17 protein-coding genes are annotated in these 21,435 nt (G+C 60.8%); 8 read left to right on the top strand and 9 right to left on the bottom strand.

What is annotated here, in order from left to right; translation table 11 throughout:
* Positions 1-1,155: 1,155 nt before the first annotated feature.
* The 6 genes from AOA61_RS01205 to AOA61_RS01180 form a co-directional block, all read right to left on the bottom strand.
* The gene (locus AOA61_RS01205; RefSeq protein WP_032888117.1) at positions 1,156-3,060 is read right to left on the bottom strand and encodes a PAS domain-containing hybrid sensor histidine kinase/response regulator; all 1,905 of its coding nucleotides are present in this window, start codon (positions 3,058-3,060) and stop codon (positions 1,156-1,158) included.
* A complete protein-coding gene (nosP, locus tag AOA61_RS01200; RefSeq protein ID WP_032888119.1) occupies positions 3,041-4,186 on the bottom strand; it encodes a nitric oxide-sensing protein NosP in 1,146 nt (381 codons plus the stop codon). Before nosP ends, AOA61_RS01205 begins: the two co-directional genes overlap by 20 nt.
* A gap of 302 nt (positions 4,187-4,488) precedes the next feature.
* Positions 4,489-5,664, bottom strand: coding sequence for a porin (locus AOA61_RS01195; protein WP_032888121.1), 1,176 nt, complete (start codon positions 5,662-5,664; stop codon positions 4,489-4,491).
* A gap of 157 nt (positions 5,665-5,821) precedes the next feature.
* On the bottom strand, positions 5,822-6,634 hold the full coding sequence (locus AOA61_RS01190) for a sulfite exporter TauE/SafE family protein (RefSeq protein ID WP_095184360.1): 813 nt from the start codon (positions 6,632-6,634) through the stop codon (positions 5,822-5,824).
* Positions 6,635-7,879 (bottom strand): FAD/NAD(P)-binding oxidoreductase, encoded by a 1,245-nt coding sequence (locus tag AOA61_RS01185; RefSeq protein ID WP_099600942.1) that lies wholly within the window; start codon positions 7,877-7,879, stop codon positions 6,635-6,637.
* A gap of 51 nt (positions 7,880-7,930) precedes the next feature.
* A complete protein-coding gene (locus AOA61_RS01180) occupies positions 7,931-8,266 on the bottom strand; it encodes a helix-turn-helix transcriptional regulator (RefSeq protein WP_017527038.1) in 336 nt (111 codons plus the stop codon).
* A 94-nt stretch (positions 8,267-8,360) separates the two neighbouring features.
* On the opposite strand from AOA61_RS01180, the gene AOA61_RS01175 reads away from it, so the two are divergent.
* Entirely contained in the window at positions 8,361-9,224 is an 864-nt protein-coding gene (locus AOA61_RS01175; protein ID WP_099600941.1) for an MBL fold metallo-hydrolase, read from the top strand.
* A gap of 58 nt (positions 9,225-9,282) precedes the next feature.
* On the opposite strand, the gene AOA61_RS01170 is transcribed toward AOA61_RS01175, so the two are convergent.
* Entirely contained in the window at positions 9,283-10,908 is a 1,626-nt protein-coding gene (locus AOA61_RS01170; RefSeq protein ID WP_099600940.1) for a methyl-accepting chemotaxis protein, read from the bottom strand.
* 181 nt (positions 10,909-11,089) lie between these two features.
* Positions 11,090-11,572, bottom strand: a complete 483-nt coding sequence (locus AOA61_RS01165) for an Lrp/AsnC family transcriptional regulator (protein WP_015884756.1) — start codon at positions 11,570-11,572, stop codon at positions 11,090-11,092.
* Between the two features lie 194 nt (positions 11,573-11,766).
* Here AOA61_RS01165 and AOA61_RS01160 point away from each other — a divergent pair, with 194 nt between their 5' ends.
* From AOA61_RS01160 to AOA61_RS01140, 5 genes are all read left to right on the top strand, one after another.
* Positions 11,767-13,002: a 3-methyl-2-oxobutanoate dehydrogenase (2-methylpropanoyl-transferring) subunit alpha gene (locus tag AOA61_RS01160; protein WP_032888133.1), complete on the top strand. Its 1,236-nt coding sequence runs from the start codon at positions 11,767-11,769 to the stop codon at positions 13,000-13,002.
* Between the two features lies 1 nt (position 13,003).
* A complete protein-coding gene (locus AOA61_RS01155; RefSeq protein WP_032888135.1) occupies positions 13,004-14,062 on the top strand; it encodes an alpha-ketoacid dehydrogenase subunit beta in 1,059 nt (352 codons plus the stop codon).
* A complete protein-coding gene (locus AOA61_RS01150; protein WP_032888137.1) occupies positions 14,063-15,319 on the top strand; it encodes a dihydrolipoamide acetyltransferase family protein in 1,257 nt (418 codons plus the stop codon).
* Between the two features lie 4 nt (positions 15,320-15,323).
* Positions 15,324-16,703, top strand: coding sequence for a dihydrolipoyl dehydrogenase (gene lpdA / locus AOA61_RS01145; RefSeq protein WP_095184356.1), 1,380 nt, complete (start codon positions 15,324-15,326; stop codon positions 16,701-16,703).
* A 219-nt stretch (positions 16,704-16,922) separates the two neighbouring features.
* Positions 16,923-17,942, top strand: coding sequence for a branched-chain amino acid aminotransferase (locus AOA61_RS01140; protein WP_099600939.1), 1,020 nt, complete (start codon positions 16,923-16,925; stop codon positions 17,940-17,942).
* A 127-nt stretch (positions 17,943-18,069) separates the two neighbouring features.
* Here AOA61_RS01140 and AOA61_RS01135 read toward each other — a convergent pair whose 3' ends face one another.
* On the bottom strand, positions 18,070-18,963 hold the full coding sequence (locus AOA61_RS01135; protein ID WP_099600938.1) for a GNAT family acetyltransferase: 894 nt from the start codon (positions 18,961-18,963) through the stop codon (positions 18,070-18,072).
* A gap of 238 nt (positions 18,964-19,201) precedes the next feature.
* Here AOA61_RS01135 and ctlX point away from each other — a divergent pair, with 238 nt between their 5' ends.
* Entirely contained in the window at positions 19,202-20,128 is a 927-nt protein-coding gene (gene ctlX, locus AOA61_RS01130; RefSeq protein WP_099600937.1) for a citrulline utilization hydrolase CtlX, read from the top strand.
* Positions 20,129-20,139: 11 nt separating this feature from the next.
* The gene (locus AOA61_RS01125; protein ID WP_099600936.1) at positions 20,140-21,186 is read left to right on the top strand and encodes an ornithine cyclodeaminase; all 1,047 of its coding nucleotides are present in this window, start codon (positions 20,140-20,142) and stop codon (positions 21,184-21,186) included.
* The last annotated feature ends 249 nt before the right edge of the window (positions 21,187-21,435 follow it).

The raw sequence follows: 21,435 nt of genomic DNA, 5'->3' as shown, positions 1-21,435 counted from the left end.
GCAGGTGGCTCGTGGCAGTCTTGAGCTTCATTGGCCGTACCTGCGCCGCCAATCCTCCAGACACAACACCGGTCAAATGTGGGAGGGGGCTTGCTCCCGATAGCGGTGGGTCAGTCGGCTTCTACTTGGCTGAAACACCGCCATCGGGGGCAAGCCCCCTCCCACATTGGTTCTCCGTTTGTCAGGGCCGACCGAGCAGGTGGCTCGTGGCGGTCTTGAGCTTCATTGGCGGTACCTGCGCCGCCAATCCTCCAAACACAACACAAATAAAATGTGGGAGGGGGCTTGCTCCCGATAGCAGTGGGTCAGTCGGCATCTACTTGACTGAAACACCGCAATCGGGGGCAAGCCCCCTCCCACACTTGATCTACGTTTGTCAGGGCCGACCGAGCAGGTGGCTCATGGCGGTCTTGAGCTTCATTGGCCGTACCTGCGCCGCCAATCCTCCAGACACAACACCGGTCAAATGTGGGAGGGGGCTTGCTCCCGATAGCAGTGGGTCAGTCGGCATCTACTTGGCTGAAACACCGCCATCGGGGGCAAGCCCCCTCCCACATTGGTTCTCCGTTTGTCAGGGCCGACCGAGCAGGTGGCTCGTGGCGGTCTTGAGCTTCATTGGCGGTACCTGCGCCGCCAATCCTCCAAACACAACACAAATAAAATGTGGGAGGGGGCTTGCTCCCGATAGCAGTGGGTCAGTCGGCATCTACTTGACTGAAACACCGCAATCGGGGGCAAGCCCCCTCCCACACTTGATCTACGTTTGTCAGGGCCGACCGAGCAGGTGGCTCATGGCGGTCTTGAGCTTCATTGGCCGTACCTGCGCCGCCAATCCTCCAGACACAACACCGGTCAAATGTGGGAGGGGGCTTGCTCCCGATAGCGGTGGGTCAGTCGGCATCTACTTGACTGAAACACCGCCATCGGGGGCAAGCCCCCTCCCACACTTGATCTACGTTTGTCAGGGACGACCGAGGGGTGGCTCGTGGCAGTCTTGGGCTTCATTGGCCGTAACTGCGCCGCCAATCTTCCAAACACAACACAAATAAAATGTGGGAGGGGGCTTGCTCCCGATAGCGGTGGGTCAGTCGACATCTATTTGACTGAAACACCGCCATCGGGGGCAAGCCCCCTCCCACACTTGATCTCCGTTTGTCAGGGCCGACCGAGCAGGTGGCTCATGGCGGTCTTGAGTTTCATCGGGCGTACTGGCTTGTGCATCAAGGTGTGCCCCAATTCGCGGATCTGTTGCTTCAACTCATTGCTGTAGTTGGCGGTGATCATCAGCGCCGGGATTGCACTGGCCCGGCGTGCGTTGATGCGTGCCACGGCATCTACACCGTTCTGGTCGTCGTCGAGGTGATAGTCGGCGATCAGCAAGTCGGCTTCGGCATGGTAGTTGTCCACCTGCCGTGCCAAATCCTGTTCCGACAAGGCGGTAATCACCCGGCAGCCCCAGCCTTCCAGCAAGGTGCGCATGCCCGCGCAGATCGCCGCGTCGTTATCCAGCACCCACACCCGTGCGCCTTGCAGGCGTTCGAGCATCGGTTCGCTCATGGCCAGCATCGGCAGTGACTTGGGCGCCGTGGCGCTCAACGGCACCTCCACCGAGAACATCGAGCCCTGGCCCGGCCAGGATTTGACGCTGATGCGATGACCCAGTATCCCCGCGATTTTTTCCACGATCGCCAGCCCCAGGCCCAACCCGCGGTCCTGGTCCGGACGCTGCACATCGCCGCGTTTGAACTCCTGAAAAATCTCCTCCAGCCGCTCCTCGGCAATGCCCATGCCGCTGTCCCACACCTGGATCGACAGGCGCTGGTGCTGGCGGCGACATCCCAGCACCACACGCCCTTTGTAGGTATAGCGAATCGCATTGCTCAGCAGGTTGCGCAGAATCCGCGCCAGCAACTGAATATCACTGCGCACCAGCGCCGAGCAGCCGACAAAATGCAGCTCCAGGCCCTCGCTGCGGGCCAATTCGGTGTATTCGGCTGCCAGGTTGTCGAGCAATTCACTCAGGGCAAACGGCGCGATGTCGGCCTTGATCACCCCGGCATCCAGCTTGGAAATATCCACCAGAGTACCCAGCAGGTTTTCCACGTCTTCCAGGGAATTGCTCACGTTGCGCACCAACTGTTCGCTGGGGCGTTCGAGCAAAGCGCTGGTGAACAATCGCGCGGCGTTCAGCGGTTGCAGCAGGTCGTGGCTGACGGCGGCGAGGAATTTGGTTTTCGACAGGTTGGCTTGTTCGGCTTCGAGCTTGGCTTCGCGCAGGCGGGTTTCCATGCGGCGGCGCTCGTCGATTTCCTTGAGCAACTGGTCGTTAAGCGCAGTCAGTTCCGAGGTGCGCTGGGCGACACGCTGCTCCAGGTGTTGATAGGCTTGATGCAGGGCCTCGGCGGTGCGGCGGCGTTCGGTGATGTCGCGGATCAGCACAAAGATCCCCACCACTTCGCCACTGGCCAGCAGATTGGGGACATAGGAGCGCAGCATGTAGCGCTCCTGGTTGTTGATATTGGTCTCGGCGAATTCAAAGGTCACGCTCTCCCCCGCCAAGGCGCGGGCGACGTAGGCGTCCAGGCGCTGGCAGTGCTGTTCGCTGTGGACTTCGCGCAGGCTCTGGCCGAGCATCATGCCGCGCGGCCAGCAGTACCATTCTTCGTAGACTTTGTTGGTGAACTCATAGACCAGGTCAGCATTCAGGTAGCCGATGAGGGCCGGAACGTGGTCGGTGATCAAGCGAATCCAGCGCTCGCTTTCCTGGGCTTTCTGCGCCGCCACCTGTTCGCCGCGCAGGGTTTCGGCACGCAACCGGGCGTTGATCAGCAAGTGGTTGCTGGCCTTGAGTTCGGCCATCGCCTGGTTCAGCGCGTCGGTGCGTTCACGCACTTGCTCGGCCAGTACCACCGAATGCTGGAAGGTGGTGTAGGGGTTGTTGCCCTGGGTCACGCCGGACTCGATGCGCTCGATCAGCGCGGCGTTGATCCGCGCCAGCTTGTGGTTGTCCTGTTGCAGTTGGGCAACCTGGGCGAGCAGTTCAGCGCCGGCCTCGGGCAATGGCGACCCCGGTGAAGGTCTGGTTGATATGCATGCCATTGAACTGTTCTCCGTAGGTGTTGAACCCCATCACCCGCTGGTCACGCAGGAAGCCGCCGATCTGTTCCAGATTGTCACTGTCTTCCAGCTCAAGGCGGCGCAGGAAGCAGTCGCAGCCGATGGTCAACAGCAGGTCGCCAAGGCGCGCTTGCAGGCCGTCGAACAGCGTTTGCAGGTTCGGCAGGATCGGCCCGGGCTTCATCACGGTGAGGACGATGCCGTTTTCCACGGCGCAGTAGAAACTCAGGCTCAAGTCGTCGTGCACTTGCTGGATCGCGCGTACGTAATACTGATCGTGGATGCGCACCGCCAGCGGGTGCGCCGCGAACACGCGGTGATCGAGATCGGCCACGGCCACGCCGATATGCCGCGCGTACTCTTCGGCGGCAGGTTCGGCGTTGAGCTCGAAGACCCGGCGCGACGGGCTGTCGGCGCCGGTCACCACCAGCTTTTCACTGCGCGGCAGAATGTGGTGGGTGGTAAACACCTCGAAGTCCAGCCAGGTATTGACCAACACCACCACCGCCGCGCCGCTGTGGAAGGCGCCGTTAAAGTACACGTGGGTGTGGGTGAGGAAGTTGTCGTCGCCGGCCGAACCGCCAAAATGCGGGATGTCGCCAAGCGCGGCGCTGAGGGCCGCGAGCACCACCTCTTCACGGCTGGACAGGCCATCGAGCAGGGTCAGGGCGAACGTGTTGCCCTTGATCGGCGCCAGGGTATTGCTGCGGCAACCGCCGACCAGACGTTCGACCATCTGCTGGGCGTCGATCAGGCTGAAGTGTTCCACCTGATCGATCAGCTCGGTGGCGATGGAAAAGTGCGCGTGGTTAAAGCCCATCGCCGTCACGCAATTGCGGCCGTAGCCCTGGGGCGTGATCTCGCCGGCGCTGGTGCAACCCACCACGCGCACGTTACCGAAGCACTGTTGCAGGGCCTGGCCCAACGCCTGCAAATCGTAGGAGGCCGAACAGAAAAACAGCACAAACCCCAGGTAGGGGTGCAGCAGTTGACGGGCCAACTCCTCAGCCGCCTGCCCGGCGTCGGTGGCCTGGGACATGGCGCTGATTACGCCTTCACTGTTATGCATCGTTGGTTCCCCCTCTGAGGCATGAGTGTACGAAGGGCGAGGGGTGGGACCTATGCTACTTGGGTACTGGGTGGGGGGATGCGATGGGATGAGTCTCTCCACTGACCGATCCACCCATCGGGGCATAGGTATCTACACCTTGCCTAAAAGCCGACGCATAACGCTTTGGTGAGCGGGCTTGCCCCGCTCACCACGAAAGCACTATTTTCCCAGAATATGTTTTCACCAAAGAGGTGTAGATACCTCTGCCTGTGGAGGGCAAATCGAATCGTCGCACCGCCCCTGCCCCATTTTTGAATGGCTTACCACGTCAGGACTGCACCTACCGCAAAGGTATCGGTGTCTTCATTCTGCGCACGGGTGTCATGCCCCTTGATCTGGAATTGGTTGTACTCCGCCACCAGCTTCAGGTTGTCGTTCACGTCATGAAACAACGCAATCCCGCGCGTCTCATAATCCGCCCCGCTGCCCACCACGCCGTTGCCGTCGTCCTCTGTCTTGCCGTAGGACAGCGCCAGACGGTTCTTGCCCACTTTGTACGAGCCTTGCACCAGGTAACCGTTGCTGTCCACATTGCGCAGGGTGGCTTCCCCGGCATTGTTGGTGAAGAACGGGTTGATGCCCTTGGCCTGGAAGCCCGAACCGGTCAGCGACAAGCCGCCGATTTTCGCCTGTACGCCATAGCCCAGGCCTTTGGACGTCACCGATTCGACGGTGGAGTCGGTGTTGTCCGAAGTCTGGTAGCTGCCATTGAGCCAGCTGTAGATCTTCGCCCCGCCCAGGTCGAACTGGTAGGTGATCTCGCTCTCGGTGCGCGGGTTCTTCTGGTAGGCCTTGCCCAGTGCGCTGCTGTCGTTGGTGTCCACCGGGTCCATGATGCCTACAGCCACGCGCAGGCCGTCCATCATTGGGGTGCGGTAGGTAATCTGCGAGGTGGGGAACGGGTACGGGTAGCCGCTGCCGATATTGCCGAACGACACACCGCCGCCGTCCACCAGGCCAAGGCTGTCGCTGACCTGGCCGTAACCGGCGAGCAGTTCATCGAGCAGGATATTGGAGCGGGCGAACAGGCCGAAGTCCTTGCCGATCAGCACTTCGCCCCACTCTGGGTTCGCCACGGTGCCGTAAAACTGGCGCACATCGATGGCGGTGTCGGTGCCGTTGGTTTCGCTGTCGTTGATCGTCACCCAAAACGAGGCGCGGGCGCCGAGCTTGAGGTCGTCGACCTGCTTGCCCATGTTGAAGCCCAAGTAGTTGGGCAGAAAACCCATCTTCACCCGGGATTGGCGGCGGTCGTATTGGTCGCCGGCGCGGTCCACGTCACTGTTGACGTAGAAAGCGTTGATGTAGCCGTCGGTGGAAAAGGTGGTTTCGTCCTTGTCGTACAGCATGATTTCGGCGTCAGCGAATGGGCTGAGGCTAAGGCCGACGATAAAAGCAGGTAACAGACGCAGGGGGAGATTTTTATTGTTATGCATGGCGCGCTCCGCAACGGGGACTTGATGTCGGAGGCGATTATCGAAAAGCGCCAGGCCACGGCCTACGCTGCCTTGGCCGTGGTTTCAGGGTGCTTTGGACGGGCAGCGGGTGCCCGGCAACTCTGGTGTAAGACGGGCCCGGTCACAGGCCCGGCACTTAGTGCGTAAGACCGGCCTTGGCCAACATGCCCACAGCCACCAGTACACACAGACTGGCAAACCCCACCTGCAAGGTGCGCGCGGGGATCACGGAACACAGGCGCCGGCCGACCAGCATGCCGACGATACTGGCGGCGATAAACACCCAGCCCACCGGTTCGATGCTCACACCGGCATGCAACGCACCGGCCACGCCGATCAGCGAGATCAGGCTGATCACCATCAACGAGGTGGCGACGATGCCGCGCATCTGCACGTCGGTGAGTTGTTTGAACGCCGGCACGATCAGGAAGCCTCCGCCCACGCCGAGCAAACCGGAGACCGCACCGGTCACGGCGCCGAGCGCGGCCAGGGTGGCGCTGCATTTGGCGGTCCAGGCCAGGCGTCCGGTCTGTTGATTGAGCATGCAGTTCTTCTGGCCCCAGGAGGCGGCGCCGTGATCACTCGGCCCGGCCTCGACCTTTTCACGCTGCAACATGCGCCAGGCCACCAGCACCATCAGCGCACTGAACAAGCCCATCAGCACCGGTTCCGTCATTTGGTGAGCAAGAAACACCCCCAGCGGCGAAAACAGCGCGCCGAGCAAGGCGATCAGCAGCGCGGCGCGGTAACGCACCAGGCCGTGGCGCAAGCCATCAATCGCACCGACAGCCGCCGCCGCGCCCACCGCCAGCAAAGACACCGGCGCGGCCTGGGTCATGCTCAAGCCCAATCCCAGCACCAACGCCGGCACCCCAAGGATGCCGCCGCCCGCACCGGTCAGGCCCATGACCAGGCCCATCAACACACCCAACACACTGGCCAGCAGCATTCAGTCCACCTTGCTCAGACGGGTCAGCCACTCGTGGCCCTTGAGCATGCCGTTCCAGTAGAACCAAGGCAGCAGCGTAGCCTTGAGGAACCACATCGAACGGCGCGCCTTGGTCGGATCGAGGGCGAAAGTCGGCAGCAACTTGCCGCCGTAGCCGAACTCGGCAAGCACCACCTTGCCCTTCTCCACCGTCAGCGGGCAGGACCCGTAGCCGTCGTACTTGAGCGGCAAGGTTGCTTGCTTACGCAGGGCCAGCAGGTTTTCGGCAACCACCACGATCTGCTTGCGCACGGCGGCGGCGGTCTTGGCGTTGGTGGTGCCGCACACATCGCCCAGGCCGAAGATGTGCGGGTAGTGCAGGTGTTGCAGGGTATGGGGGTGCACTTCACACCAACCGGCGGCGTCGGCCAGCGGGCTTTGGCGGATAAAGTCCGGGGCGACTTGCGGCGGGACGACGTGCAGCAGGTCGAAGGATTTCTCTTCAACCGTTGTATTGCCCTCGGCGTCTTTCACTGCAAACCAGGCCTTGCGTGCCGGACCGTCAACTTTCACCAGATTGGAATTAAACGCCAGGCGCGCGTTGTATTTTTCAACGTACTTCATCAACGGCGGCACAAAGGTCGCCACCCCGAACAGCGCCGCGCCGGCCAGGTTGAATTCCACATCAATGTGCTTGAGACGGCCCTGCTTGAGCCAGTGATCGCAGGACAGGTACATGGCTTTCTGCGGCGCGCCGGCGCATTTGATCGGCATGGCCGGCTGGGTGAAGATCGCCTTGCCGCCCTTCAACTGCTGCACCAACTGCCAGGTGTAGGCGGCGTATTCGTAGCTGTAGTTGGACGTGACACCGTGCTGACCGAGGGTGTCTTGCAAGCCCTCGATAGCCTCCCAGGCCAGGCGCAGGCCGGGACACACGATGAGATGCTGCCAACTCACACGCTGGCCGCTGTCGAGTAAGAGGGTTTGCTCGTTCGGCAGCACCTCGCTGACCGCTGCCTGTATCCAGGTGACGCCATTGGGCAGCACGTCGGCCAACGGGCGGCGGGTCTTTTTCAGGTCATAGGCGCCGCCGCCCACGAGGGTCCAGGCCGGCTGGTAGCAATGGTGGTCGTTGGGTTCGATGAGGGTGATGTTCAGGTCGGGGTCGCGCTTGAGCAGGCTGGTCAGCAGGCCGATGCCTGCCGAACCGCCGCCGATGACAACGATATCGCCACTGATGGTTGGGCCCCAGTGTTGTTCGGTCATGGTCTGATGCCTTTTATCGTCAATGCACACAAGGGTCGTTGCCGTATGGCGTCACGCCCAGCTTTTTATGACCGCGCCGCAGTACAGCCCGGACAGGGTTTTCATCACTTGGATCACTTCGTGGCTGGCCAGCCCGTAGAAGATGTACTTGCCTTCCCGACGGGTGGCGACCAACCCTTCGTCGCGCAAGATGCCCAACTGTTGTGACAGGGTGGGCTGGCGCACGCCGGTCATGGTTTCCAGCTCGCCGACGTTGCGCTCGCCCTGGGTCAACTGGCACAGGATCAACAGGCGATCCTCATTGGCCAGGGCCTTGAGCAACGCACAGGCCTTGGACGCCGACGCGCGCAACTGGGCGACTTCGCCTTCACTCAGAGTAGATTCCATTTGCCTCGGGTCCTTTGCCTCACTTAAGCTCAAAACATTATGTGTAAATGTAAAGTGATTGTAATCACTTTTTTCAGCATCAGGGGCAGCCGTCATGTCAGCGTTGATTCATTCCTTTCTGGACGAGACGTCGTCGACCTACACCTACGTCGTCTATGAAACGGACGGCGGCCCCTGTGCCATCGTCGATTCGGTCCTCAACTACGACCCGGCTTCCGGGCGTACTGACACCGCCCAGGCCGACAAGGTTATTGCCTTTGTGCGTGAGCACAGCTTGCAAGTGCAGTGGCTGTTGGAGACACACGCCCATGCCGACCACCTGTCCGCCGCGCCGTACCTGCGCCGGACAGTGGGCGGCAAGATCGCCATTGGTCAGTCGATCAGCAAGGTGCAGGGCGTGTTCAAGAACCTGTTCAACCTGGAGCCGGAATTTCGCGTCGACGGCTCGCAGTTCGACCACCTGTTTGCGCCGGATGAAATCTTTCACATCGGCAACCTCAAGGCCCAGGCGCTGCACGTGCCCGGCCACACCCCGGCGGACATGGCTTATCTGATCGAGGATCGATTGATCCTGGTCGGCGACACCCTGTTCATGCCCGATGTCGGCACGGCCCGCTGCGACTTCCCTGGCGGCGATGCGCGGCAGCTGTATGCGTCAATGCGCAAGCTGTTGGCCTTCGCTCCCGACACGCAGCTGTACGTGTGCCATGACTACCCGCCCGAGGGTCGCGAGGCAAAATGCCTGACGACCGTGGCGCAGCAGCGAGCGGGCAATATTCATGTGCATGACGGAGTGGATGAAGCGACGTTTGTGGCGATGCGCACCCAACGCGATACTGGGCTGGGGATGCCCACGCTGTTGTTGCCGGCGATCCAAGTGAATGTGCGGGCCGGTCATATGCCGCCAGCGGAGGCAAACGGGGTGGTTTACTTGAAGATTCCGTTGAACCAGCTCTAAAGCCGCCCCGCATGGCGTCCATGCCATTGAATGTTCCGAGGGTGTTACGCAGGTGTGATCAGGCTACGGCAAATTTCGACACGATCTGCTTGAGGTCCACCGCCAGCCGCGACAGCTCTTGGCTGGCAATCGACGTCTGACCGGCCGCCGAAGAACTCTGGATGGAAAGATCACGGATGCTGATTAGGTTCTGGTCCACCGAGCGGGCCACATGGGCCTGTTCTTCAGAGGCCGTGGCGATCAACAGGTTGCGGTCATTGATGTCGGTAATGGCGTCGGTGATCTGAGTAATCGCGGCGCCCGCTTCATGGGCGATCTTCAATGAATCCACTGCTTCGTTGCGGTTAAGGGCCATGGAAGACACCGCTTCGCTGGAGCATGTTTGGATTTTCGCGATCATCTGCTCGATTTCCTGGGTCGAGGTCTGGGTTCTATGGGCCAATGCCCGTACTTCGTCGGCGACGACCGCAAAGCCTCGGCCCTGCTCCCCTGCCCTGGCCGCCTCAATGGCAGCGTTCAAGGCCAGCAGGTTGGTTTGCTCGGCAATTGAACGGATCACTTCAACCACTCGGGCAATATCCTGGGCCTGCTTGGCCAGCCCTTCGACTTCGACGCCGGTCTGCTGCACCGTGGCGCTGAGCTTCTCGATGGAGGCGATGGTTTGCTTCACACGCTCCTGGCCGACTTTGGCCGAACGCTGGGAATCCTGTGTTGACTGGGAAGCCGACACCGCATTGCGCGCCACTTCTTCCACGGCCACCGTCATTTCGTTAACCGCCGTCGCGGCCTGATCGGTTTCCATGCTTTGGCGTTCAATACCGGCGCTGGACTCGCGGGTAATGGCGCTCATCTCCTCCGCCGCCGCCGCCAATTGCCCGGACGCTTCCGAGATATGCTGCAAGGTGCTTTTCAGGTTCATTTGCATAGACGCGGTAGATCGTTGCAACTCGGTCAACTCGTCGTTGCCATTGATGGCAATCGCCACGCGCAGATCGCCGTCAGCAATCTTGCCGGTTGATACCAACAGTTCACGGACCGGAGTAATGATGCTGCGGGTAAACAGGCTTGCAACCACGACGGTGACCATCAAGGAGGTGCCCATCAATATCCAAGTGAACAGACGCGCCGCGTCATATTCGCTGGAAGCCACCTGAACCGCCGTATTGGAGCCACCGGAATTCAACGCGATCAACTCGCTGATGGAACGCTGTACATCAAGGGCAATCGGCCCATTGACGTCACGCAAATAAGTCGACATCTGTTCAGCAGACAACGTCGAGGCTTGCGCGAGGAACTCATCCATCTTCTGGCTGTAGTTCTTTATGCCGGTCAATGCGTCGTTGTACTTGGCTTGTTCTTCGGGGCTTGAGACTAACGGCGCATAACGCTCTGCAATATCAAGGGCTTCCTTGCGCGTCGCTTTGAGCTTCTCAAGGGAGGTCGGATCCTGGCGCCCGATATCCATGGCATAACGGCGTAGATCAAGACGAAGTTTGTAAAAAGCCGAATCTATCTCACCTGCCGAACGAATACTGGGAAGCCAGTTAGATTCGATTTCAACCGTCGATGAATAGACTTTATCGACTTTTATCAGCGTCATTGCTCCTTGGATCAACAGCAAAAGACACACCACACCAAAACAAAGTGTGGTACGGAAGTTCAGCTTCAAGGCTCTCATGGACATCGCGGCGCACCCCTTTCCTGGGCCGCGAACTTCACGGCCTGATGGGGATTAATGTGTTAAACCAGACGTGAAAAATACGTGACTAATTAGGTATTTTTTTATTGGCAACCCTAAATATTTAAATAGCGAGTTTAGTTGTCTAGCTAACTATTAACGTGCCAAGGGAAACCGCGCCACTTTATTAGACCATCAGTCCATCTCTTGGCAGCGGCAATGCTGTTTTGTAACGCACTTGTTTGAGGGCAAAACTGGAGCGGATATTCGCCACCCCCGGTACCTTGGTCAGAAAGTCCATCATGAACCGCTCCAGCGACTGGATCGTCGGCACCAACACCCGAATCAAATAGTCCGGATCACCGGCCATCAAATAGCACTCCATCACCTCGGGCCGGTCGGAAATCGCGCCTTCGAACTGCTGCAACGCCAGTTCGTTCTGCTTTTCAAGGCTCACATGGATAAACACGTTGACGTGCAGCCCCAGTAAATCGGCGTCGAGCAGCGTGACCTGCTCGCGAATCAGGCCCAATTCCTCCATCGCCTTGACCCGATTGAAACACGGCGTGGGCGACAGGTTGACCGAGCGGGCCAGGTCGGCGTTGGTGATGCGGGCATTCTCCTGCAGAGCGTTGAGAATGCCGATATCGGTACGGTCCAGTTTGCGCATGAGACAAAATCACCTGTTTATTATGTTTATGCAGGTTTTTTATCCGCAATTGATCCCAGGCGCAACGAAACAGAGATAAATATTCTTCTACGCCACGCCTATGATTGTTGTAGGACAAGATTTCTTCTACCCGAAGACTGACTGTCAGCTAGCGCGCCCACTACAAGAAACTCACAAGATCGAGCGTAGAAGCCATGACCCAGCAGTACGAACCACTGCGCCTGCACGTCCCTGAACCCTCGGGCCGACCAGGCTGCAAGACCGACTTCACCTACCTGCGCCTGACCGACGCCGGCCTGGTGCGCAAACCCGCCATCGACGTAGAACCCGCCGACACCGCCGACCTGGCCAAGGGCCTGATCCGCGTACTCGACGACCAGGGCCAAGCCTTGGGACCGTGGGCCGAAGGCGTCTCCACTGACATCATGCGCAAAGGCATGCGTGCGATGCTCAAGACGCGCATCTTCGACAACCGCATGGTGGTCGCCCAGCGTCAGAAAAAAATGTCGTTCTACATGCAAAGCCTCGGCGAAGAAGCCATCGGCAGCGCCCAGGCCCTGGCCTTGAACATCGACGACATGTGCTTCCCCACCTACCGCCAGCAAAGCATCCTGATGGCCCGCGAAGTGCCACTGGTGGACCTGATCTGCCAGCTGCTGTCCAACGAGCGCGACCCGCTCAAGGGTCGCCAGTTGCCGATCATGTATTCGGTGAAAGACGCCGGCTTCTTCACCATTTCCGGCAACCTCGCCACCCAATTCGTTCAGGGCGTGGGCTGGGGCATGGCCTCGGCGATCAAGGGCGATACCAAAATCGCCTCGGCCTGGATCGGCGACGGCGCCACCGCCGAATCCGACTTCCACACCGCCCTCACCTTTGCCCACGTGTACCGCGCGCCGGTGATTCTCAACGTGGTCAACAACCAATGGGCTATCTCCACCTTCCAGGCCATCGCCGGCGGTGAAGCCACCACTTTCGCCGGACGCGGCGTCGGCTGTGGCATCGCTTCCCTGCGCGTGGACGGCAACGACTTTATCGCCGTGTACGCTGCCTCCGCCTGGGCCGCTGAACGTGCGCGGCGCAACCTCGGCCCGAGCCTGATCGAGTGGGTCACCTACCGTGCCGGCCCGCACTCCACGTCCGATGATCCGTCCAAATACCGCCCCGCCGATGACTGGAGCCACTTCCCGTTAGGCGATCCGATTGCTCGTCTCAAACAGCACCTGATCAAGATTGGCCAGTGGTCCGAAGAGGAACACGCGGCGGTCAGTGCTGAACTTGAAGCCGAGGTGATCGCCGCGCAGAAACAGGCCGAACAGTACGGCACCCTGGCCGGTGGCCAGATCCCAAGCGCCGCGACCATGTTCGAAGACGTCTATAAAGAGATGCCGGAGCACTTGAAGCGCCAGCGTCAAGAGTTGGGGGTCTGACATGAACGATCACAACAACAGCATCGAATTGGAAACCGCCATGACCACCACCACCATGACCATGATCCAGGCCCTGCGCTCGGCCATGGATGTGATGCTTGAACGTGATGACAACGTGGTGGTGTTCGGCCAGGACGTGGGTTACTTCGGCGGTGTGTTCCGTTGCACCGAAGGCTTGCAGACCAAATACGGCAGCTCGCGGGTGTTCGACGCACCGATCTCGGAAAGCGGCATTATCGGCGTGGCCGTGGGCATGGGTGCCTATGGCCTGCGCCCGGTGGCTGAGATTCAGTTTGCCGACTATGTGTACCCCGCCACCGACCAGATCATCTCCGAAGCGGCGCGCCTGCGTTATCGCTCGGCCGGCCAGTTCACTGCACCGCTGACCATGCGCATGCCCTGCGGCGGCGGCATCTACGGCGGCCAGACTCACAGCCAGAGTATCGAAGCGGTGTTCACCCAGGTCTGCGGCCTGCGCACGGTGATGCCGTCCAACCCCTACGACGCTAAAGGCCTGCTGATTGCGTCCATCGAAAACGATGACCCAGTGATCTTCCTTGAGCCTAAACGCCTGTACAACGGCCCGTTCGATGGCCACCACGACCGCCCGGTAACCCCGTGGTCGAAACACCCGCAAGCGCAAGTGCCGGACGGTTACTACACCGTGCCGCTGGACGTGGCCGCCATTGTGCGTCCGGGTTCGGCAGTCACCGTGCTGACCTACGGCACCACCGTGTATGTGTCCCAAGTCGCTGCCGAAGAAACCGGCATCGACGCCGAAGTCATCGACCTGCGCAGCCTGTGGCCGCTGGACCTGGAGACCATCGTCAAATCCGTGAAGAAGACCGGCCGTTGCGTGGTGGTGCACGAAGCCACCCGCACCTGCGGTTTTGGTGCCGAATTGGTGGCGCTGGTGCAAGAGCATTGCTTCCACCACCTGGAAGCGCCGATCGAACGCGTCACCGGCTGGGACACCCCATACCCGCACGCGCAGGAGTGGGCGTATTTCCCAGGCCCGTCCCGAGTGGGCGCGGCGTTGAAACGGGTCATGGAGGTCTGAATGGGCACGCACGTTATCAAGATGCCGGACATTGGCGAAGGCATCGCGGAAGTTGAACTGTCGGTCTGGCATGTGAAGGTCGGCGACATGGTCGTCGAAGACCAGGTGCTGGCGGATGTGATGACCGACAAGGCGATGGTGGATATTCCCTCGCCGGTGCACGGCAAAGTGATTTCCCTTGGCGGCGAGCCGGGTGAAGTGATGGCCGTGGGCAGTATTCTGATCAGCATTGAAGTAGAAGGTGCGGGCAACGCCAAGGAGGCGCCCGTGGTGGCGGAGCCGGTGAAAGCTGCTCCCGTTGTCGAGGCCAAACCTGCACCAGTGGTTGAAAGCAAGCCCGCGCCCGTCGTGACCGCACAGGCCCCTGTGGCCCGCGATGCCGATGAACGCCCCCTGGCCTCCCCCGCCGTGCGCAAGCATGCGCTGGATGCCGGAATTCAACTGCGGCTGGTCCAGGGCTCCGGCCCCGCCGGGCGGATCCTGCACGAAGACCTCGACGCCTACCTGCAACAAGGGGCGTCAAACGCTTCGACGGCAGCCAACCCTTACGCCGAACGCAACACCGAAGAACAGATCCCGGTGATCGGCATGCGCCGCAAGATTGCCCAGCGCATGCAGGACGCCACCCGCCGTGCCGCGCATTTCAGCTATGTGGAAGAGATCGACGTCACCGCCCTCGACGAGCTGCGCGTGCACCTCAACGAGAAGCATGGCGCCACGCGCGGCAAGCTGACGTTACTGCCGTTTATCGTGCGCGCCATGGTCGTGGCGCTGCGGGATTTCCCGCAAATCAACGCGCGTTATGACGACGAAGCCCAGGTCATCACCCGCCTCGGCGCGGTGCATGTGGGCGTCGCCACACAAAGCGACGTGGGCCTGATGGTGCCGGTGGTGCGTCACGCCGAAGCCCGAAGCCTGTGGGGCAATGCCGAGGAGATCGCGCGTTTGGCCACGGCCGCGCGCAATGGCAAGGCCAGTCGTGACGAGTTGTCGGGTTCGACCATTACCTTGACCAGCCTGGGCGCCTTGGGCGGCATCGTCAGCACCCCGGTGCTGAACTTGCCGGAGGTGGCTATCGTTGGCGTCAACCGTATCGTTGAGCGGCCGATGGTGATCAAGGGCCAGATCGTGATTCGCAAAATGATGAACCTCTCCAGCTCCTTCGATCACCGCGTGGTCGATGGCATGGACGCGGCGCAATTCATCCAGGCCATTCGCGGCCTGCTCGAACAACCCGCCAGCCTGTTCCTGGAGTAAGGGCATGACTCAGACATTGCATACCACGCTGCTGATTATCGGCGGCGGCCCTGGCGGTTATGTGGCCGCCATTCGTGCCGGCCAACTGGGCATCCCGACCATCCTGGTGGAAGGCCAGGCGTTGGGCGGCACCTGCCTGAACATCGGCTGCATTCCGTCCAAGGCCTTGATTCATGTGGCCGAGCAGTTTCAGCAAACCATCCACCATAGCCAGGGTTCGCAACTGGGTATCGAAGTGGATGTGCCGACCCTGGACATCCGCAAAAGCGTTGAATGGAAAAACGGCATCGTCGACCGCCTGACCACTGGCGTCGCCGCACTGCTTAAAAAGCACAAAGTGCAGGTGATCCACGGCTGGGCCAAGGTGGTGGACGGCAAGACCGTCGATGTTGGCGACCAGCGCATCCAGTGCGAACACCTGCTGCTGGCCACCGGTTCGAAAAGCGTAAACCTGCCGATGCTGCCGATTGGCGGGCCGATCATCTCCTCCACCGAAGCCTTGGCGCCGACCCGGGTGCCCAAACGCCTGATTGTGGTGGGCGGCGGCTACATTGGCCTTGAGTTGGGGATTGCCTATCGCAAGCTGGGTGCTGAGGTGAGTGTGGTCGAGGCCCAGGATCGCATCCTGCCGGCTTACGACGCCGAGCTGACCCAGCCGGTGAACGAATCTCTCAAGCAACTGGGGGTGAAGCTGTACCTCAAGCACAGCGTCACCGGGTTTGCCGACAACTGCCTGCAAGTGCGTGATCCGAACGGCGATACGGTGTCGCTGAAGACCGATCAGGTCCTGGTGGCCGTGGGTCGCAAACCCAACACCCAAGGCTGGAACCTTGAAGCGCTGAACCTGGCGATGAATGGCGCCGCAATCAAGATCGACAGCCGTTGCCAGACCAGCATGCGCAATGTGTACGCCATCGGCGACTTGAGCGGCGAGCCGATGCTCGCCCACCGCGCCATGGCCCAGGGCGAAATGGTTGCCGAACTGATCAGCGGTCAACACCGCGAATTCAACCCGGCGGCAATCCCGGCGGTGTGCTTTACCGACCCGGAACTGGTGGTGGTCGGCAAGACGCCCGATGAAGCCAAGGCCGCTGGCCTGGACTGCATCGTGTCGAGTTTCCCCTTCGCAGCCAACGGCCGGGCGATGACCCTGGAATCAAAAACCGGCTTCGTGCGGGTGGTGGCGCGGCGTGACAATCATCTGATTGTCGGCTGGCAGGCCGTGGGTGTGGGTGTATCTGAGCTGTCCACTGCGTTCGGCCTGAGCCTGGAAATGGGTTCGCGCCTGGAGGATGTAGCCGGCACCATCCACGCTCACCCGACGCTCGGCGAGGCGGTGCAGGAAGCTGCGCTGCGCGCATTGGGCCACGCGTTGCATCTGTAAAACCGTGGTGAGGCCATCGGGGGCAAGTCGAATCGTCGCACCGCCCCTCCCACAGGGGAATGCATTCCACATGTGGGACGGGGCTTGCCCCCCGATAGCGGTGGATCGGTCAATACAGAGGCTGAAGGCGTCCACCCAGTGGCTCCCACACAAGCCAAGAATGAAGTATTGTTGCGCCCATTCAGAAAAAAACCGACTTGACCAAAGATAGAGGGTGTCATGGGTAACGAAAGCATCAATTGGGACAAGCTGGGTTTTGACTACATCAAGACCGACAAACGGTATATCCAGAACTTTAAAGACGGCGAGTGGCAAGCAGGCTCCCTGACTGACGACAACGTGCTGCACATCAGTGAGGGCTCCACCGCTCTGCACTATGGCCAGCAGTGCTTTGAAGGCCTCAAGGCCTACCGCTGCAAGGATGGCTCGATCAACCTGTTCCGTCCGGACCAGAATGCCGCGCGCATGCAACGCAGCTGCGCCCGCCTGCTGATGCCCCATGTGCCGACCGACGTGTTCATCGACGCCTGCAAACAGGTGGTCAAGGCCAACGAGCGTTTCATCCCGCCGTACGGCAGTGGCGGCGCGCTGTACCTGCGCCCGTTCGTGATCGGTACCGGTGACAACATCGGCGTGCGTACCGCGCCGGAGTTCATCTTCTCGGTGTTCTGCATTCCGGTCGGTGCCTACTTCAAGGGCGGCCTGGTGCCACACAACTTCCAGATCTCCACCTTCGACCGCGCCGCGCCACAAGGCACCGGTGCTGCGAAAGTGGGCGGCAACTACGCGGCCAGCTTGATGCCGGGCTCTGAAGCGAAAAAATCCGGTTTCGCCGATGCGATCTACCTGGATCCGATGACTCACTCGAAGATCGAAGAAGTCGGCTCGGCCAACTTCTTCGGGATCACCCACGACAACACGTTCATCACGCCGAAGTCGCCTTCGGTGCTGCCAGGCATCACCCGCCTGTCGCTGATCGAACTGGCCAAGACCCGCCTGGGCCTGGAAGTGGTCGAAGGTGAAGTGTTCATCGACAAGCTGGCTGACTTCAAGGAAGCCGGCGCCTGCGGTACTGCTGCGGTGATCTCGCCGATCGGCGGCATCCAGTACAACGGCAACCTGCATGTGTTCCACAGCGAAACCGAAGTCGGCCCGATCACCCAGAAGCTCTACAAAGAGCTGACCGGTGTGCAGACCGGCGACGTCGAAGCGCCAGCGGGTTGGATCGTGAAGGTCTAACAGCCTCAACGCATATCCCATGTGGGAGGGGGCTTGCCCCCGATAGCAGTGGGTCAGTCAATGAATCTGTTGACTGATACACCGCCATCGGGAGCAAGCCCCCTCCCACATTTGCTCTCCGGCGTATTCAAGACTCTTTCGGGATATTCTCGGCAATCTTCTTCCCCATGCTGACCCTCGCCTCCACCCCATACCCCAGCGCCTCGTAAAACCCCGCCACCGCCTCATTGCCACTGGTGATCTGCAGGTTGATCTTCATGCAGCCCAGCGCCGTCAACGCCTGTTCCGCATGCCGCACCAGCGAAGAACCCAGGCCATGACGCCGGTAGTCCGTGTGCACCGCCACCGAATACAGCCAACCACGATGCCCGTCGTACCCGGCGAGAATGGTGCCGATCACGGTTTTTTTATCCGTCGCCACGAAGAACAACCCGTCATTGACCGCCAGCTTCTTATCGATCGCCAGGCTCGGCAGGTTATGGGCCGTGTCATAACCAAACGCCGCCTGCCATAGCTCAATCACCTGCGCGCGATGCGGACGATCGCGATATGGCCCGATGGGGTAGCGCGATGACAACGTCTTTTCCATCACCAGCGTGCGCTCGTTGCCATGGTAAACATCGCGCACCGTGTGAAACCCCAGCTTGGTGTAGAACGGCTCGGCGGTCAGCGAAGACGGCACACTTAATACGGTGACTCCTGCTTCGCGGGCGCGTAGTTCGATTTCCATCATCAGCAACCGGCCAATGCCCTGCCCTTGCAAGGTCGGGTTGACGAACACCGAGCGCACCACATTGGCATCAAGTGCCGCCGTGGCGACCACCCTCTGATCCTCAATCGCCACCAGCACGACACGGCGCTTGAGCAAGGCCAACACCGCGTCCGGCGTGAAGTTGCTCGCCACACGGGCAATCACGTCCGCCGGGTAATCCCGCGCATTGCTGCTGTGCAGGGCCGCCAGGATGACCTGGCTGATCCCTTCGGCATCGGTGGGTTGGGCGAGACGAACGGCGGTAGACATGATTCCTCCTGGCTGACGGCGCTATAACAGGCGCCACTGTACCAATGTGGGAGGTGGCTTGCCCCTCCCACATTTTGACCGCATTCCACCTCTCGCAGCCGATTCGGCTGGCCTACCCCCCTTTTCAGCTTTCCCGGCTGAGCCGCCCCTGGGTTTCAGCCGGGATTCATCCCGCACAAGCCACAAAATAGCCCCACTGCATCTTTGTTCACCGCCTTACTCATGGATCCGTGCACCCATGCAAACCACCAACACCGTCTTGATGATTCGCCCGGCGCGCTTTGCCTTCAACCCGGACACTGCGATCAACAACCGCTTTCAACGCCCGCCCCTTGACCCGCTCAGCGCACAGCAGAAAGCGCTGGAAGAGTTCGACGGTTATGTCGACACCCTGCGCCAGCACGGCGTGGAAGTGCTGGTGGTGCAGGACACTCCGGCGCCCCACACTCCCGACTCAATCTTCCCCAACAACTGGTGGAGCAGCCACGCCGACGGCAGCCTGGTGCTGTACCCGATGGAAGGCCAGAACCGACGACTGGAGCGCAACAAGGGTGTGTTGCAAGTGCTGGAGCAACGTTTTGCGATCAACAGCACCATCGACCTCAGCCATCTCGAACAACAGAACATATTCCTCGAAGGCACCGGCAGCATGGTGCTCGACCGCCAACACCGCATCAGCTACGCCTGCCACTCCGGGCGCACCCATCAGGATGCGCTGCGCGAATTCGCCGAACGCCTCGACTACCGGCTCTGCGTATTCCATGCGGTAGACCGCCACCACGCGCCGATCTACCACAGCAACGTGATGATGAGCGTCGGCCGCGACCTGTCGGTGGTGTGCCTGCAAGCCCTGCCCGACCAAAACGAACGCCTGGCCCTGGAACGCTCCCTGCGCGACACCGGCAAGGACATCCTCGCCCTCGACTTCGACCAATTGGAAGCCTTCGCCGGCAACATGCTTGAAGTCCACGACCGTGACGGCCAGCCGCTGCTGGTGATGTCTGCCAGCGCCTGGGGCGCACTGCAACCGGCCCAGCGCCAGCATGTGGAACGCCATACGCGGCCTGTGGTGGTGAATATCGACAACATCGAACGCATCGGCGGCGGCAGTGCCCGCTGCATGCTCGCGGAAGTGCACCTGCCCGCCCGCCCCTCATTTCAATAAGGAGTCTTGCCATGACCCGCTATATCGACGTCAACGACCTCAGCTACCTGGTCTCGCAAAAAGGCCTGCAAACCTGCATCACCGAGATGGCCGAGTACATTCGCGCGGACTACCTGCGCTGGCAGGATTTTGAAAAGTGCGCGCGCCTGGCCAACCACTCGCCGGATGGCGTGATCGAGTTGATGCCGGTGTCAGACGCGTCGCTGTACGCCTTCAAGTACGTCAACGGCCACCCAAAAAACACCCTCGCCGGAATGCTCACCGTCATGGCGTTCGGTGCGTTGGGCGACGTGGACACCGGCAAACCAGTGCTGCTGGCAGAAATGACCCTGACTACCGCCATTCGCACCGCCGCCACCTCGGCGCTGGTCGCGCGTTACCTGGCCCGAGACAACAGCCGCAGCATGGCGTTGATCGGCAACGGCTCGCAGAGCGAGTTTCAGGCCCTGGCCTTCCACGCCATGCTCGGCATCAACGAAATCCGCCTGTTCGATATCGACGCCAAGGCCACCGCCAAACTGGCAGCCAACCTCAAGGCCTTCCCGGCGATCAGGGTGATCCTGGCCAGCAGCGTGGCGGAAGCGGTCAAGGGCGCGGATATCGTCACCACCGTGACCGCGGACAAGGCCTACGCCACCATCCTTACTGACGAGATGATCGAACCAGGCATGCACCTCAATGCCGTGGGCGGCGACTGCCCAGGCAAGACCGAACTGGACCAACGCATCGTCGAGCGCGCCCGGGTCATCGTCGAGTACGAGCCGCAAAGCCGTATCGAAGGTGAGATCCAGCACATGCCGAAAGACTCGCCAGTGACCGAGCTGTGGCAGGTGATCAACGGCCAGGTAGCCGGCCGCGAGAATGAGCGCCAGATCACCCTGTTCGACTCGGTAGGTTTTGCCATCGAAGACTACTCGGCCCTGCGCTACGTGCTCGACGTGGCCAAGGCTCTGGATGTGGGCAGCGAGTTGGAGTTGGTGCCGGACCTGGCCGACCCGAAAGACCTGTTCGCACGCCTGGCCCAGCAGCCACGCGCACAGCACAAAAAGCGCGCCTGAGACCGCTCTGGCCTGCCCCTTTGCGCCGAGGGCAGGCCCGACTTACACAGCTGAAAAGCCGATTCAGCGTGTGCAACAGCCGATTCCGCTGCAATGCTTGTTTTAACAGCGCAATTTGCGCTTTGAGCACCGGGTAAACGACACAAAAAAAGCATCACCATCAAGCATTCTGAGCCCGACCGAAGAGTCACCGAATGAATGCAAGCCGCACCCTTTTTACTGCCCTGACATCAATTACAAAATATAGGG

Origin of the sequence: Pseudomonas sp. 2995-1 (genome assembly GCF_002742505.1) — a bacterium.
Classification (GTDB): Bacteria; Pseudomonadota; Gammaproteobacteria; order Pseudomonadales; family Pseudomonadaceae; genus Aquipseudomonas; species Aquipseudomonas sivasensis.
Note: the sequence above shows the minus strand (reverse complement) of the source record. Positions and strands in the feature narration are given on the sequence as shown.

Bases quoted from the DNA above. Each gene is read 5' to 3' on its own strand.
- AOA61_RS01150 (WP_032888137.1), top strand. From the start codon at position 14,063: ATGGGCACGCACGTTATCAAGATGCCGGACATTGGCGAAGGCATCGCG.
- AOA61_RS01155 (WP_032888135.1), top strand. From the start codon at position 13,004: ATGAACGATCACAACAACAGCATCGAATTGGAAACCGCCATGACCACC.
- ctlX (WP_099600937.1), top strand. From the start codon at position 19,202: ATGCAAACCACCAACACCGTCTTGATGATTCGCCCGGCGCGCTTTGCC.
- lpdA (WP_095184356.1), top strand. From the start codon at position 15,324: ATGACTCAGACATTGCATACCACGCTGCTGATTATCGGCGGCGGCCCT.
- AOA61_RS01125 (WP_099600936.1), top strand. From the start codon at position 20,140: ATGACCCGCTATATCGACGTCAACGACCTCAGCTACCTGGTCTCGCAA.
- AOA61_RS01135 (WP_099600938.1), bottom strand. From the start codon at position 18,963: ATGTCTACCGCCGTTCGTCTCGCCCAACCCACCGATGCCGAAGGGATC.
- AOA61_RS01180 (WP_017527038.1), bottom strand. From the start codon at position 8,266: ATGGAATCTACTCTGAGTGAAGGCGAAGTCGCCCAGTTGCGCGCGTCG.
- AOA61_RS01140 (WP_099600939.1), top strand. From the start codon at position 16,923: ATGGGTAACGAAAGCATCAATTGGGACAAGCTGGGTTTTGACTACATC.
- AOA61_RS01190 (WP_095184360.1), bottom strand. From the start codon at position 6,634: ATGCTGCTGGCCAGTGTGTTGGGTGTGTTGATGGGCCTGGTCATGGGC.
- AOA61_RS01195 (WP_032888121.1), bottom strand. From the start codon at position 5,664: ATGCATAACAATAAAAATCTCCCCCTGCGTCTGTTACCTGCTTTTATC.
- AOA61_RS01185 (WP_099600942.1), bottom strand. From the start codon at position 7,879: ATGACCGAACAACACTGGGGCCCAACCATCAGTGGCGATATCGTTGTC.
- AOA61_RS01165 (WP_015884756.1), bottom strand. From the start codon at position 11,572: ATGCGCAAACTGGACCGTACCGATATCGGCATTCTCAACGCTCTGCAG.
- AOA61_RS01175 (WP_099600941.1), top strand. From the start codon at position 8,361: ATGTCAGCGTTGATTCATTCCTTTCTGGACGAGACGTCGTCGACCTAC.
- AOA61_RS01160 (WP_032888133.1), top strand. From the start codon at position 11,767: ATGACCCAGCAGTACGAACCACTGCGCCTGCACGTCCCTGAACCCTCG.
- nosP (WP_032888119.1), bottom strand. From the start codon at position 4,186: ATGCATAACAGTGAAGGCGTAATCAGCGCCATGTCCCAGGCCACCGAC.
- AOA61_RS01170 (WP_099600940.1), bottom strand. From the start codon at position 10,908: ATGTCCATGAGAGCCTTGAAGCTGAACTTCCGTACCACACTTTGTTTT.